This window comes from Flavobacterium shii (genome assembly GCF_025847235.1).
GTDB classification, from domain to species: Bacteria; Bacteroidota; Bacteroidia; order Flavobacteriales; family Flavobacteriaceae; genus Flavobacterium; species Flavobacterium shii.
In genome coordinates this window covers 48,646-62,580 of sequence record NZ_JAOZEW010000023.1, presented here as the reverse complement: position 1 = coordinate 62,580, position 13,935 = coordinate 48,646, and the positions used below count along the sequence as shown (strand labels likewise).

Genomic DNA, 13,935 nt, shown 5'->3' with positions numbered 1-13,935 from the left:
AATTATGAGTTTTTATATAAAAGGAGATACAAGACCAATAATTGGTAAAAATATTTATACATTAATGTTTTCTAGTACAGGTAAACAGACAGCAAAGAAAAATAATCAATTATATGTAAGTGAAAAAGGCGATACTCCCAAAGAGGTAGATGCTACTAAGATTGTAAAGCAACATTGGAAATTATTGAAAAACGGGAAACTAATTTTGGATTTAGGTTCAGATGGCAAGATTACCTTTAATCAAGTAAGTTTAGGAATTGACTACACTATCGAAGTTGTTTACACAGATACTTATGGTACAAAAGGTACTGCAAAACTAGATATTACTCCTGTAGCAGGAAAACCAAGCATACAAAACCTTAAATGGCAAAATCAATATTACGAAGATCTCAATGGAAAATTAGTTGGCTATTTGGACAATGTACGTTTGTTTATCCATACATTAAACATTCCTGTAGGAGATACGCTCCAAGTGACCATTTGGGAAGATGAAGGTACCGATGGACACGGTAGTAGTTCTCGTAATATGGGAACTTATACTACCACTCGTGTAGATAAATATGGAAAAGCCGAGTTATATTTTAATAATATAAAAGTATATCAAAAAATATTAAATGATAAAGATCTTATTAATGAAAAAGAGCATGAATTTTATGCACAGGTAAAATACAAAGGCAAGATTGATACCATAGAAGACACTATTCAATTAAAAATTGTAAATCAGGTGATTAAATTGACAGAAGTACCTAAAAATAATACTCTTGTAACAGTTTTTACCCCAGACAAACAAAAACAACCAGAAAATAAAAAAGGGGTAAAAGTAACTGTGAATGTGTTTTTTGATGGAACATTAAATAATGCCCAAAATACCAAAGACAGATTGGCATACCAAGAAGGGAAAGTGAACAAAACGGCAACTGAAGATCCAATGGCCTTTAAAAAGAATGCCGGAACAGATAGTAGTTATGATAACTATTTTTCTAATATTGCTATAATGTATGATCTTAACACGACTGAAAATAAAGACAAGCAAATAAAAATTTATATAGAGGGTCCGGGAACAAGAGACCATGAGGAAGATGACACGATGGGATTTGCTTTTGGTAGTGGTGATAAATCGGGGATTCCTGTTAAAGTAAAAAAAGCTTTTGATAAGATTAATGATCAAATAGATTTCTTAAAGAAAAAGAATTTTATAAAAGAAACTGAATTTGTAAACGAAATTGAATTGAGTGTTTTTGGTTTTAGTCGTGGTGCAGCGGCAGCTCGTAATTTTATTTCTTTAAGACTTAAATTACAAAATATGTACAATCTTGAATCAAGTAAGCTTACAATTAAATTTGTTGGACTTTTTGACACTGTTTCTTCCTTTTCCAAAAATGCCTCTATTACACCAAATTTTGAGAATGATGTCGAGGGCAAAGAAGGATTGGGATTAAAACTAGAGGGTAATGTACAAAAAGTGGTACATCTTACAGCAGCCGATGAATACCGTGGAAATTTTTCGCTCACTAATATTAAAAGCTCCATACAGGCTGGTGTAGGTTACGAACTCTCGCTACCAGGCGTACATAGTGACATAGGTGGAGGTTATGAGGAAATTCAGAAAGTAGAAGATAGGATTTTATCTTCAAATGTGATAAAATTTGGCGAAATAAAAAATGAACTTACAAAACAAGGTTGGTATACTCCGAAACAGTTTTATCAAATAGAAACCAATAAAGATGATAATACAGACCATATAGATTTAGAATTGCATGGTAGTCGTAAGAATATCCCAAACAGTTATCAGTATATCCCACTTGCTATTATGGTAAAACTAGCAAAAAAGTATGATTTATCATTTGATGAATCATTGTTGGGTGAAGGTAAAAAAGAAACTTATAATGTACCTGAAGATTTAACGGAAGCCAAAGAAGCTTTATTAAATTACGCTATAACTAATGATGGAGCGCACAGCAAAGCAGTTTCTATAAGAGCCGAAAAGTTATGCCCCATTCGCAATAAATACTTACATCGTTCTACATCTACTTCTTTTGGACTGGAAGGAAGATATAAAGACAACAAACCCTATAGACTACCTATTGATGGATAAACTACAACAATTATGAAGAAATTAAAAAATATGATAATCGTACTATTCCTTATATCATTATGGAGTTGTAACAAAAAAGAAGAAATGTTAGTAAAAACAGAAAAATTTGAATGGCTCGCAGAAACAAGCGGAGATGAAAGTTGTCCTGTAGAGGTTGTTCAGGGTAATTTTATCCTTTCGGATGGTAATACTGTCTGGATACCAAGCGGACAATATTTAAGTGGTAATTGGGGAGCCAGCAGTGGTACTATGGTAGTAGGAGATGATTTAAAAAAAGTACCTGAACGCATGAAAATAACTTGGTTTTCGTATGCCGAGAATAAATTTTATACAGGTGATTTTGAATTACCTCAAAAAAAAATATACGATATTTTTAAAAAAGATTATGGAAAGTCTATAATGCCAAATAGTTCAGAATTCAAAAATGGGTTTAGAAGTTTACTTGTGGGTTTTGCTTCACAAGGATTAGTAACTGTTTGGATTGATGGAGAAGGTTCTAAAGAAATAGGTACCTATCAGGCACATGAAACAGTTGATGTGGAGTGGAGTAGTTTTAGTAAAAATCTAAATAGAATAGAAGTTATTAAAAATTATCAAAAGGATATGCTTCCATTTGTTCAAAAAGAAATCGCAGAAGGTAAAATTAGCAATACTTATTTTAGAAACAGGCTAAAACGATACCATTATACCGTTGGTACAAACAGACCTGATTTTAAGATTTATAATTATAATATTCCTTTTATCAATAACGAAGTTATAAGCAAAACAAATACTGGTTTGGAATTTTTAAGAGATACTACATTAGGAAAAGCAGTTCCTATTAGTATGGCTATTTTTATCAAAGATCAATTTGCTCATGATTTAGAAGTTCGTATTTGGATAGATTTACTCGATGGAAAAACAACAGATGAAAATGACCATTTAAAAGATCCTCTTGAAGAGCGTGCATTCAATAACCAACTAATGGATCTTTTTAAAACCTTTTTTGAACAAAATAAAAATGTAGAGTTGTATATAAAATTCAATAAAGAAATTATAAAAAGCAATATTAATAAACCTGTTTATTCTGGTAAAGTTTGTTTAAAATCAGCTATGGCTGAGCTTGAAATACCAAATTCCAAAGTAGAAGTATATAATGCGGAGTAAAATACTTAAATGTAGTTTTTTATAATACTTATTTTTCCTTAATACCTTAATGGTTTATTTTTTTTATACTCATGAAGCACGATAAAATACTAATTATAGTACTCTTAACCTTGGTTTTTGGGTGTAAAAGTAGAGAGGAAATGTTAGTAAAAACAGAAAAATTTGAATGGTTGGCAGAAACAAGTGGTGACGAAAGTTGTCCTGTAGAGGTTGTGCAGGGTAATTTTATCCTTTCGGATGGTAATACTGTCTGGATACCAAGCGGACAATATTTAAATGGTAATTGGGGAGCCAGCAGTGGTACTATGGTAGTAGGCGATGATTTAAAAAAAGTACCTGAACGCATGAAAATAACTTGGTTTTCGTATGCCGAGAATAAATTTTATACAGGTGATTTTGAATTACCTCAAAAAAAGATATATGATATTTTTAAAAAAGATTATGGAAAGTCTATAATGCCAAATGGTGTAGAATATAAAAATGAATATAATACACTTACAGTAGCTATGGCTTCACAGGGATTGGTAACCGTTTGGATTGGCGGAATAGGAAAGAAAGAAATAGGTACCTATCAGGCACATGAAACAGTTGATGTGGAGTGGAGTAGTTTTCATAAAGGAGATAAATCTGTATTGATGAATTTGCGTCAAAAACAAATGCTTCCATTTGTTCAGAAAGAAATAGCCGAAGGTAAAATTAGCAATACTTATTTTAAAAACAGGCTAAAACGATACCATTACACTATTGGTACAAACAGACCAGATTTTAAGATTTATAATTATGATGTTTTATTTATGAACAATGAAGTTATAAGTAAAACAAATACTGGTGTTGAATTTTTAACAGATACTATAATTGGAAAAGGAGTCGCAAAGGAAATAGTACTTTATATAAAAGATCAATTTGCTCATGATTTAGAGGTTCGGGTTGATGTAGATTTACTAGATGGAAAAGTTCCAAATGAACGTTTAAAGCCTCTTGAAGAGCGCGCATTCAATAACCAATTAATGGATCTTTTTAAAACCTTTTTTGAGCAAAATAAAAATGTAGAGTTGTATATAAAATTCAATAAAGAAATTATAAAAAGCAATATTAATAAACCTGTTTATTCGGGTAAAGTTTGTTTAAAATCAGCTACAGCTGAGCTTGAAATACCAAATTCCAAAGTAGAAGTATATAATGCGGAGTAAAAGGCTTAATAATAATCTTTACGAACTAGTAGTTAATTCAATCTCTATAAAAGATTATAAAGAAGACAATCAGTATCTAAAACAAAAAACATGAAAGAAAATAGATTAATAAAAAAAGATTCTGATATACTAGAACATTTAACAATTAGATTAGGAATTCCTCTTTTTGTTGTTTTTTTATTGTGGGGGATTGGCGACATTAGTAACGGCTCTTTTGAAACATTGATATTTTTTTCATTTTTTATCAGTGTTTTACTGATTATAATTATCACATTTCTATTAAGAGAAACTATTGATCTTCATAGGAATAAAAGATTTTTATTGAGAAATATAAATTGTGTTTTATTGATGTTTTTTATCCCCACATTTTCATTTCTAGTAATTGTAGGTTTCGGACTTGCCACATTTTGATATTCTTAAACAATAAAATATGCACATATAAACTTGATAGTTCTAACATTAATAATGCTAAGCAGTTGTAAAAAAGACGATGAAATTGCCATAAGGCACGAGAGATAAGCTATTTTAAACTCCTAAAAATTCGTTAGGTCTTTTATTTAGTATTTGAAAAAAACTAGAGCTAAATGCTTGCAGACTTTTATACCCTACAAGATATGCTACTTGAGATACTGTATATTTTCCGGTGCTTAAAAATTCAATCCCTTTTATGATTCGTACCAATTGGATATACTTGGAAATCGTAATTGTTGTTTCTTTCTTAAAAACTCGTTCTAAGGATCGCAACGACATATTATTGTTTTCGGCAATTGTACTTACCTGCAAGTTATCTCCAATATTATCTATAATAAAGTTACTTATTTGCAATAAACGCTCATCGTTTGGGATAACGACATTTAGCGTCATTGCATCTTTAAAGAAACTTGGCAGGGCTACAAAAATTGCATTTAGAAAAGCTTCTTCTTCAATCGAATATTCTTCTATTTTACTCCATTTAGACGAATACGCTATGATCTCCCGAAGTACAGTAGGGACAGAAAAGATCCTTAGTTTATCATAAAAATTATCTTCTTCTTCGATGGTGTAAAAAATAGTTCTCAGGTTTATATTATCCGAAACTGCTGTTGTCCTGTGAGATAGATTGGAAGGTATCCATGCAGCATGATTTTGAGGTAGGAGATAGATACGCCCAGCCACATGAAGGTATTGAAATCCCTTTTCTACATAAACTAGTTGCGCTCTTTTATGAGAGTGCTCATCGCTGTCATGTATCCAGTTATCTTCAAACCATACATAGGCTTTCTTGACAATTTTGTCTACTAATTCATGATTCTTCATAATGCATCACACAGTTTTATTTTGTCGTTTTAGATTAAATATATGGCAAATTTAATTATAATACGCATTGTAAATTTGCCGAAGAAAATAAATATCATGAATAAGTATAAAAAAGACTGGAAAAGTAAGATGGGATTTTGTTTTGGAATCTTACTTCCATTCATAGGAATCCTATTTGTTGCCTCAACATTACGTGCGCCATTAACAGCACTTGGACCTGTATTAACAGAGATAAGTAAATCTTTAAATCTTTCAAACGGTGAGGCTGGATTACTTACAACTATTCCGTTAATGGCATTTGCATTTCTATCTATTTTTGTTGGGCAACTATCAAGGAAACTAAGTATAGAGAAGTTTTTGTTGTTTTCAATAGTACTTTTAATTGTTGGACTATATATAAGAGTGATGGGAACCGTTTTTACATTGTTTCTAGGATCGGCTATACTTGGGATAGCAATATGTATTGGAAACGTTTTGGTACCGGGATATATAAAGCAAACATTCCCTAATAAATCAGGAATGGTTATAGGTTTTTATTCTGTATCGATGAATCTTACAGCAGCACTTGCTTCTGGATTTAGTATTGCAATTGGTAAGTTAAGTGGTCTTGGCTGGAAAGGTTCTTTGGGGGTATGGATATGGATTGCTGTATTTTCATTTTTGATATGGTTACCAATTGTATTAAAAAGAACAGAAAGCATTGGAAAAACAGAAATTGTAAAAAGCAATGTAAACATTTTTAAGTCACCATTGGCATGGCAAATTAGTATTTTCATGGGGCTTCAATCCTTAATGTATTATTCTCTTGTAACCTGGCTTCCTATGTTGCTTCAGGATTTTGGTATGATAAAAGAAGAAAGCGGATGGGTTTTGTCTTTTATGCAAATGGCAATGCTCCCTTTAACCTTTCTTGGACCAATTATCGCATCCAAACTTTCTAGTCAAAAGAGTTTGGTTTTTATTGTTGCCGCAGGAATGTTTATTAGTGTGTTACTAATAGTATTTTTTCAATTGCAATATATCTATATAGCTGTTATACTTTTTGGGATATCCTCTGGATTATCTTTTAGTTTATCGATGATGTTTTTTGTACTTCGTACCGCAGATAGTCATACTGCCACAAAAATATCAGGTATGGCACAATCTGTAGGTTATCTTTTGGCAGCATTTGGTCCTCCAATATTTGGTAAGCTATATGAATATGGAAATACATGGAATCTATCCCTATACTTTCTTTTAATAATAGTAGTTATATTATTTATTGTAGGCTTAAAAGCAGCAAGAAACAGGCTGATAGATTAAGATTCTTTACAAAGCATATTATAAAATTAGTATACTTTTTTTAAATTTGAAACAGGCATTATTTGCCTGTTTTTTTATGCTTATAAGAAAACAAACTATATGCTTTAGGGCAAATTTAGTAGACTTTAAACAGGTATAAATACGCTAATGGTAATTAATTTTTTACATTAAATTGTCAATGAATTAGGAATTAGTTTTAATAATAAATTTTGCACATTCTAAAAACAAGTAGAGATGTTTGCTTATTTTAATTTTAAAAATAAACATAATGAATTCACAAATAAAAATATGGGAAGATCAGGTTATCCCTGGTTTTAATGATAGTTTAGTAATTCATTTCAAAATTCCAACTTGGAACGATGAATTAGAGAATACAGTTTCTCTAACTATATTTTGGAAAAAAAATAAACAAGACAGTTACAAACCAAAAGAGATTTTTGTCTCTAGTCCATGTTATATACAACATACTTTCCAAAACGGAATTACTATAAACGGAAATCTGGATATTAAAAACTTCAGTTATTTTAATTCAACAGATACTTTGGGTATTTTTGGAGATATCTATTACTATATAAATGAAAATGAAAATTACATATGGCATACAGCAGGGTTTTTAATCAGTTTTAATCCTAAACCTGCTAACATTGATGATGAAAAAACTCATATTATTGATGAATCAATATTGAATAAACTAAAAACTGCTGCTGCAGTAAATCCAATGGCTGTGTCAGATTCTGAGCACGCATGGAGTTTTTTTTACTACAAACCTTTTCTTAAAAAGTCTCCTGATTTTTCATTTCCCGCTAAACTAGTTTCATTAAAAGCAAAAGGACAAAGAGAATTAATGCAGAATGAAGCTTTAGATTTTATTGATGGAATCGTTCCCTATAATTTGCAATATGTATTTAATGTAAACGAACTATATGGGGATATCGGTAAATTTAAATTATTCTATGATTTCTTATATAAAGGGAAAATACTTACTCATATAATTGAGCAAACCTGTGTATTTTTTGACACAAGTGTAAAAGATTTTTTAATATATCTTGAAAGTGATTCTTATTTGGAAAATAAACAGAGATTATGGGAGACTTATTTTGCTTTAATTATAACAATGGGGTATGATAATGAGAATCGTACTGCTATAATGAAAGTAATGATGCTGTGTAACTTTTTGGAAAAAGTCTTTGATCATCTGGACGATGCTCAATTTACCACCACACTAGATAAAACAAAATTATTTTCTCTTTTTAATGCTTCTATAGTTTTAAATGAGGAGATATTTCCACTGCCTGCTAAATCATCCATGTCTATTAACTAGTAACAAAAATCAGCTCGCTACGATTTTGCGCAGCATAGAAAAGAGACTTCGTAGATATATTGGAGCAGGAGGGAAAGGAATTTTTAAAACTGTTTTAATTTATTCTTTAACTAATATAATAGTGGCTTTATAACCTGTACCTACATTCCATTGGCTAGACTCAATAACGACTCCTTTATCGTCATAAACCTGAAATTCGGCTGTATTAGGTGGGGCAAAACCTTCATTTAAAGCTTCAAAATCAATTTTATTAATTCCTTCTACTAAGTTTATTTTGAATTCCTGAAACTCTCCAATTAAACTCACTTCGGGTACAATTACCTTATCATTTAAATATACTTTTATCTTATCTCCATCTACAAAAGCAGCATCGCGATAACGAATTGTAGACGTAAGTGATTTCGTTTTAAAGCTTCCTAAATATTGATTTCGTCTATAAAAAATGCCCTCAACATTGGCTTCTTTTTTGTACAGATTACTATCCTTAAAAAGTTCTTCGGGATTGACTTGCAAAGGATCAGGTTTTTCTACCACAGCTGGAGGATTGACTTTTGGGGCAATCTCTTTTGGAGGAATAACTTCTTTTATTTTGGATTTCTTGGCTGGAATCGGCTTAAATTTATCATTAAGTTCATCTTGTGTATATCCTTGTACAGAAATACCAATCATAATTATTAAAAACAATATCCTTTTCATATCTCTTATATATTAGTAAATAAATACATGTTAATGGTTAAAATTAAACACATTAATGCCTATTTAAACAAACATAAAATTATAATATTTATTGTATTTATAGTAGATTAATTATCTAAAGAAGCTAGATTCTTATTAGGCTACTTTTGCAGAATTTGTAAATTTCATGGGACTTAATTATCTTACCACTGGACGCAATAAAAAACTAAACCGGAAATTAGCATTAAATCCTGTATAACAACTTTATTGTTTTTGGAAGCCATTTGAACTGAATTTTCTTGTTTCCACACGTTTTTCTTTAATATTTAAAGTGAATTTGACTTCCTTAATATTGTTAGGTTCGGCATCTATAAGCTGATTGTTATTTTCTACTTCTACATATTCGGAGATACCGGTTTTTTCCAGGCTTACAGTATATAATCCTTTTGGGACATACAATATAAAGCTTCCGTTTTCATCGGTTTTGGTTGTAAATAGTTTACCGCTGTCGTCTATTGCAATTATTGGTAATCCCCCCTTTTTCTTTGTTATATCAAAACTTTTATCGGTAGCAATATAAGATAAAGTCCCTTTAATGGTAGCAGTTTTATTTAGACCAATAGCAATTTTAGTATCAGCGTCAATATCTATTTTTACTACATCAGCATACCATTCATTAGTATTAACTGGCTTTATAGTATATGATCCTGGAGGTAGCGATCTGTATTTTAAAATACCTTTATTGTCTGTTCGAAATGCTTTTCCATCAATAATTACAAGCTGGTTTATAGCAGGTGAATTTTTGGCAATAGTTTCTTTTTTGTCGCCAGTTTCGTAGTAAACATAAACTTCAAGTGTACTTCTTGTTTTGTCAATCTTTATTGGATTAAAACGTTTTGTGAGTCCTACTTGTATCGTGTTTAAAGTAGTTGCACTGGTAGAAAAATCACTGTAATAATTATAAACAAAAAGGCTAAAATCTTTGGTTACATCATAATCTGCACGTCCGTTAAACTGAAGGGATTCACTAATTATACTATTTTTCGAATATACCATTCCAAGATTAATGGTAAGCTTATCGTTAAAAAACTTTTGCTGTAAAGTAGGGGAGATGGTTAAGTTGGTGTATGTTTTTTGTATCCCCAATTGTGAGTTGGCTATGATTTCTCCCAAATAAAAATTATTATATTGATAAAAGGCCAAAAGATTAAGCATTTTCCAGCTATAAATAAAATTCGTTTTAAAATGGAATTCTCTTTTCTCAATTGTATTAGCAGTAAAAAGCCCCCCTTCAAAAGATAGTGATACGTTTTGCCTTGTTGGTGTATTGTAATAGGTTAATCCTAAAGTCATCCGGGCAGCTTTCATCGAGTACTCGTCTGGAGTAATGGAACTCATAAGTTGCTCTGTACGACTTTCGGTATAATAATACGGAGATAACGATACTATTAATGATGAAAATCGCCTTGATATACCTATGTCATAACGTGCCGTAGAAAAATTTGTTGAGGTAAATTGATTTGCAAATGATTCTGGTTTGGCAGACAGGTAATTGTACACACCCCATAAATTGTATTTGCCTACAGGCAGGTTAACTCGTTCATTAAGATTTACAACACCTTTTCTCATTCCCGAAAAATAACCCGAACTTAGATAGTTGGAACTGCTATAGAATAAATTTTTCATTTTACCATTAAACTGAACTTCTCCTGCGCCACCTAATTTGTTTCCAGATTCAATGTTGGAGGTAAGATTACTTATTGCTCCGCCGGCTCTAAGATTAAAGTTTTCGGACGTATACAAAGAAAACCGTGAGGATGCCAAATAGTTTTGGGTACCAGAGTAGGAGTCATTGTCATAAATGATGGTGTTTTCATATCCTTTCTTTTGCATCCATCCATTATTATGGGTAAACATCCCCCATGCCGATTTACCAAAGGATAAGCTGGGATTATCAATCAGGTTAAAAGTTTTATCAATCGCACCGGCTTCAATGGTATTTTTTTCGTTGGGTTTGTAAAAACCTTCGGCACCTCTACCTATAAGATTGAGGTCAAAAAACTTTGATATATTTCCAATGGTTGCACCGTAATTTTTTTCTTTATAGCCAAGCCATGTGTTTCTAAAAAAGACCTGATCTGAGTTCTCCCACCAGTTCATATCCAGATTTGCCTGTAGAATACCGTTGTTAATTTCGGCCTGCGCATTTGCATATAAAAAATAAGCATTTGTATTGTCGCTATTATGCTGTATACTCGCTGTAACCTGATTGGTTTGATTAAACGTTAGGTTATAATCGGGATTGTATGGTGCAACATATCTTCGGTCCTGTCTAATAGAACTTGCTCTTACTGTACCGTTATTAATAATATCGCCATTGTGATACAGTACGGTAATATTAATGGTGAAATCCTCCTGATTTAGAATCATTTTATTAACCACTTTTTTTAATACTATGATGGTATCTGTAAATGGCGGAATGTTTAGATCTTTATTTTCTATTGCATTTCGGGTTATAAAATCAGGATAACGGGCTAAGATGGTAATTTTTTGAGCAGTATTTCCTTCGTTAGAAACACGTATTGGTATGGTAAGACTATCACCGGCTCTTTCATAGATTAAGTTTGTTTCGAGTAACATTACTTTTACCAGTTTTCTTTCGCGTATAAAAACAGGCATAAATACACTTTTGGCTTCCTGTGTTTCAGTAATGGTAAATATAGCTTCTATAGTACTTTGATTACCTGCTTTTGCAGTTGTAGAGACGATAGCTTTTATTGGGATAAAAATACTATCACGGGCAGCTAATGTAATGGTTTTTAATTTTCTTTGCGAAAGGTAAAGATCTTCGTGGCTGCTATGCGTATCAAAAGTTCCTTCTATCGAATGAGTGGTAGTGTTTACTATTTTAACATAAGCATCTGCAACTCCCGTATTGTTTGTTTCGATTTTATTGCTTGTAAATTGGATGCTAAAGCTATTGTTTTGTGACCAAGCATTTAAGCCTGATCCAAAAACAGTAAGTAGCAATAGTATTTTATAGCATTTACTCTGCATCAATAAAGAAATTTAATTTGGCATTATTACAAAATAAACACGGGTACTATATGTTCCCGGTGTAACATTTAATCCCGGACTATTTGCGGGTATAAAGAATTTTACATTGTATGTAATGTCTTGAGGAGCACTACTGGATCTAATGGCTATTGGTTGCGTTGTTGTAGCCAGAGTTACAGGCGAAATAATTTGCAATCCCTTATAAGCTTGATTAGTACTTAACTGTAATTTTAAAATAGAAAGTGGTAACGTTTGTGATGATGTCGATGATATAAAATCTCCCGATGCTTCGACTGCCAATTGTGAGTTATAGGTATTAACCCGTAGTGCGTTTGCAATTGTAACCGATTTTTCTACTGTATAATCTGCTGGTGTACTATAGTTTATATTAAATTGCTGAGCACCATTTTGGAGCATAACACTTTGACTACCAAAATTCCCGCCAAAAGATAGCTGAAATCTGGCATCTCCAATAGGAGAGGTGTAAATACCGATTAACTGTTCTGTTCCTTCCGATATTTTATAAAGCTTAAATTCATACGATGAATTATACATTCCGTTGGGGTTTACCAATAAATGATTACCACCCTGAATGGTTAAGTTATAACGGAAGATTCTATTTACAGCACCATTTAAGTTTATGTTACTATGAATAAGGGTTACCTCGTTGTATTTGCTAAGCTGAAATGCCTGAGTAGGAACGTTTACAAGAATCCCATTTGCAGAGCCACTATTTTCCTGACTATTGAACTTTAGATAGCTATATTGTGCACCTACGGTGTAAGCACCATTAACTTCATTTGTATAATCTTGTGTAAGTCTTGCAGTAAGTTTCCATTCGTTTACATTTATATCGGCACCATAATATTGTATGGGAATAGAGATTTGATTATTTAGTGTTTTTCCCGATACCATTTCTGCATAAGTAGAAAACACAGGTTGCCCATTATTGTAAGCGCCCAGCATATATTGCGCATTGGCTACATATTGTGAAAACAGAGAAAAACATATAATAGTTACTATTTGTTTCATAGGCTAAATTCTAGTTCCGCAATTTTTATAACATCATTTTCTCCATAGGTTAAAATTGCCGAAATGGTATAATTACCCTTGGCAAGATCTGATGGTAATTGTTGTTTTAGGACTCTAATATCCTTAGGAAGTGTATAGAATTCGGATTCTTTTAAGGTGCTTTTTTTACCAGTACTATTATTAAACAGTTCCCATTTTACTTTACCATCGGTCCATAAATTGCCTTGGTTTCCGATTTTTAGTTCAATGATTTTGTTTTTGTTTTCATCCATATAACTTGTGAAATTGACAAAATCAACAAGAACTTTATTTTCTTTAATAAAACTATGATACACTTTTACACCCATTCTTACAGTTACCTGTATTGCAGCGCCGTTTTGATCGGTGGCTACACCAGGATTAAGTTGAGTAAAGAAAATCATTGCGGTATGAATAGGTACAGCTGTATCTGCATTGGCAGGAACTTTAAAAAGTACTTCTACTTGTTTAGTTTCGCCGGGTTTAACAACAAAATAGGATGATGGCAATATTTGTATCCAATCGGAGCAAGAAGTTGGAAGTGTATTTGCTTCTGCAATTTTATTATTACCGGATGGTTCGTATTCCCAATCGCTAAAAGAAACACCTACTTCAAGTTCTTTATCAGTAGGATTTGTCAAGCTAACATATTGAGAGCCGGATGCTCCTGTATTTAATTTATAATATAAACGTCCCGGTGAAACAGATATACCTGCCTGAGCGTGTATTTGGTTTATCATAAATAATCCAACTATAAGCAATATAAAATTTTTCATTTTTTTATTGTTTAATAATAGTAAATA

At 31.8% G+C, this 13,935-nt stretch carries 11 protein-coding genes; 6 read left to right on the top strand and 5 right to left on the bottom strand.

Features of this window, described 5'->3' with window-relative positions:
• The first annotated feature begins 4 nt into the window (after window positions 1-4).
• The 4 genes from OIU83_RS19120 (at window position 5) to OIU83_RS19105 (ending at window position 4,842) form a co-directional block, all read left to right on the top strand.
• A complete protein-coding gene (locus OIU83_RS19120) occupies window positions 5-2,095 on the top strand; it encodes a phospholipase effector Tle1 domain-containing protein (RefSeq protein WP_264207866.1) in 2,091 nt (696 codons plus the stop codon).
• 12 nt (window positions 2,096-2,107) lie between these two features.
• Window positions 2,108-3,241, top strand: coding sequence for a DUF2931 family protein (locus OIU83_RS19115; protein ID WP_264207865.1), 1,134 nt, complete (start codon window positions 2,108-2,110; stop codon window positions 3,239-3,241).
• Between the two features lie 140 nt (window positions 3,242-3,381).
• Window positions 3,382-4,431 carry a DUF2931 family protein gene (locus OIU83_RS19110; protein WP_264207864.1) on the top strand — a complete coding sequence of 350 codons (1,050 nt, stop codon included), beginning with the start codon at window positions 3,382-3,384 and terminating at the stop codon, window positions 4,429-4,431.
• Between the two features lie 90 nt (window positions 4,432-4,521).
• Window positions 4,522-4,842 (top strand): hypothetical protein, encoded by a 321-nt coding sequence (locus OIU83_RS19105; RefSeq protein ID WP_264207863.1) that lies wholly within the window; start codon window positions 4,522-4,524, stop codon window positions 4,840-4,842.
• Between the two features lie 114 nt (window positions 4,843-4,956).
• Here the strand turns inward: OIU83_RS19105 and OIU83_RS19100 are convergent, their stop codons facing one another.
• Window positions 4,957-5,727, bottom strand: coding sequence for a helix-turn-helix domain-containing protein (locus OIU83_RS19100; protein ID WP_264207862.1), 771 nt, complete (start codon window positions 5,725-5,727; stop codon window positions 4,957-4,959).
• Window positions 5,728-5,823: 96 nt separating this feature from the next.
• Here OIU83_RS19100 and OIU83_RS19095 point away from each other — a divergent pair, with 96 nt between their 5' ends.
• Complete coding sequence (locus OIU83_RS19095; protein WP_264207861.1) at window positions 5,824-7,029, top strand: CynX/NimT family MFS transporter; 1,206 nt, start codon at window positions 5,824-5,826, stop codon at window positions 7,027-7,029.
• A 268-nt stretch (window positions 7,030-7,297) separates the two neighbouring features.
• Window positions 7,298-8,350, top strand: coding sequence for a hypothetical protein (locus tag OIU83_RS19090; protein WP_264207860.1), 1,053 nt, complete (start codon window positions 7,298-7,300; stop codon window positions 8,348-8,350).
• Window positions 8,351-8,449: 99 nt separating this feature from the next.
• Here OIU83_RS19090 and OIU83_RS19085 read toward each other — a convergent pair whose 3' ends face one another.
• The 4 genes from OIU83_RS19085 to OIU83_RS19070 form a co-directional block, all read right to left on the bottom strand.
• The gene (locus tag OIU83_RS19085) at window positions 8,450-9,046 is read right to left on the bottom strand and encodes a hypothetical protein (RefSeq protein WP_264207859.1); all 597 of its coding nucleotides are present in this window, start codon (window positions 9,044-9,046) and stop codon (window positions 8,450-8,452) included.
• A 243-nt stretch (window positions 9,047-9,289) separates the two neighbouring features.
• A complete protein-coding gene (locus OIU83_RS19080; RefSeq protein WP_264207858.1) occupies window positions 9,290-12,082 on the bottom strand; it encodes a COG1470 family protein in 2,793 nt (930 codons plus the stop codon).
• 12 nt (window positions 12,083-12,094) lie between these two features.
• The gene (locus OIU83_RS19075) at window positions 12,095-13,114 is read right to left on the bottom strand and encodes a hypothetical protein (RefSeq protein WP_264207857.1); all 1,020 of its coding nucleotides are present in this window, start codon (window positions 13,112-13,114) and stop codon (window positions 12,095-12,097) included.
• Complete coding sequence (locus tag OIU83_RS19070) at window positions 13,111-13,908, bottom strand: fimbrial biogenesis chaperone (protein WP_264207856.1); 798 nt, start codon at window positions 13,906-13,908, stop codon at window positions 13,111-13,113. Before OIU83_RS19070 ends, OIU83_RS19075 begins: the two co-directional genes overlap by 4 nt.
• Between the last annotated feature and the right edge of the window lie 27 nt (window positions 13,909-13,935).

Bases quoted from the DNA above. Each gene is read 5' to 3' on its own strand.
- OIU83_RS19095 (WP_264207861.1), top strand. From the start codon at position 5,824: ATGAATAAGTATAAAAAAGACTGGAAAAGTAAGATGGGATTTTGTTTT.
- OIU83_RS19080 (WP_264207858.1), bottom strand. From the start codon at position 12,082: ATGCAGAGTAAATGCTATAAAATACTATTGCTACTTACTGTTTTTGGA.
- OIU83_RS19100 (WP_264207862.1), bottom strand. From the start codon at position 5,727: ATGAAGAATCATGAATTAGTAGACAAAATTGTCAAGAAAGCCTATGTA.
- OIU83_RS19105 (WP_264207863.1), top strand. From the start codon at position 4,522: ATGAAAGAAAATAGATTAATAAAAAAAGATTCTGATATACTAGAACAT.
- OIU83_RS19120 (WP_264207866.1), top strand. From the start codon at position 5: ATGAGTTTTTATATAAAAGGAGATACAAGACCAATAATTGGTAAAAAT.
- OIU83_RS19110 (WP_264207864.1), top strand. From the start codon at position 3,382: ATGTTAGTAAAAACAGAAAAATTTGAATGGTTGGCAGAAACAAGTGGT.
- OIU83_RS19090 (WP_264207860.1), top strand. From the start codon at position 7,298: ATGAATTCACAAATAAAAATATGGGAAGATCAGGTTATCCCTGGTTTT.
- OIU83_RS19070 (WP_264207856.1), bottom strand. From the start codon at position 13,908: ATGAAAAATTTTATATTGCTTATAGTTGGATTATTTATGATAAACCAA.
- OIU83_RS19115 (WP_264207865.1), top strand. From the start codon at position 2,108: ATGAAGAAATTAAAAAATATGATAATCGTACTATTCCTTATATCATTA.
- OIU83_RS19085 (WP_264207859.1), bottom strand. From the start codon at position 9,046: ATGAAAAGGATATTGTTTTTAATAATTATGATTGGTATTTCTGTACAA.
- OIU83_RS19075 (WP_264207857.1), bottom strand. From the start codon at position 13,114: ATGAAACAAATAGTAACTATTATATGTTTTTCTCTGTTTTCACAATAT.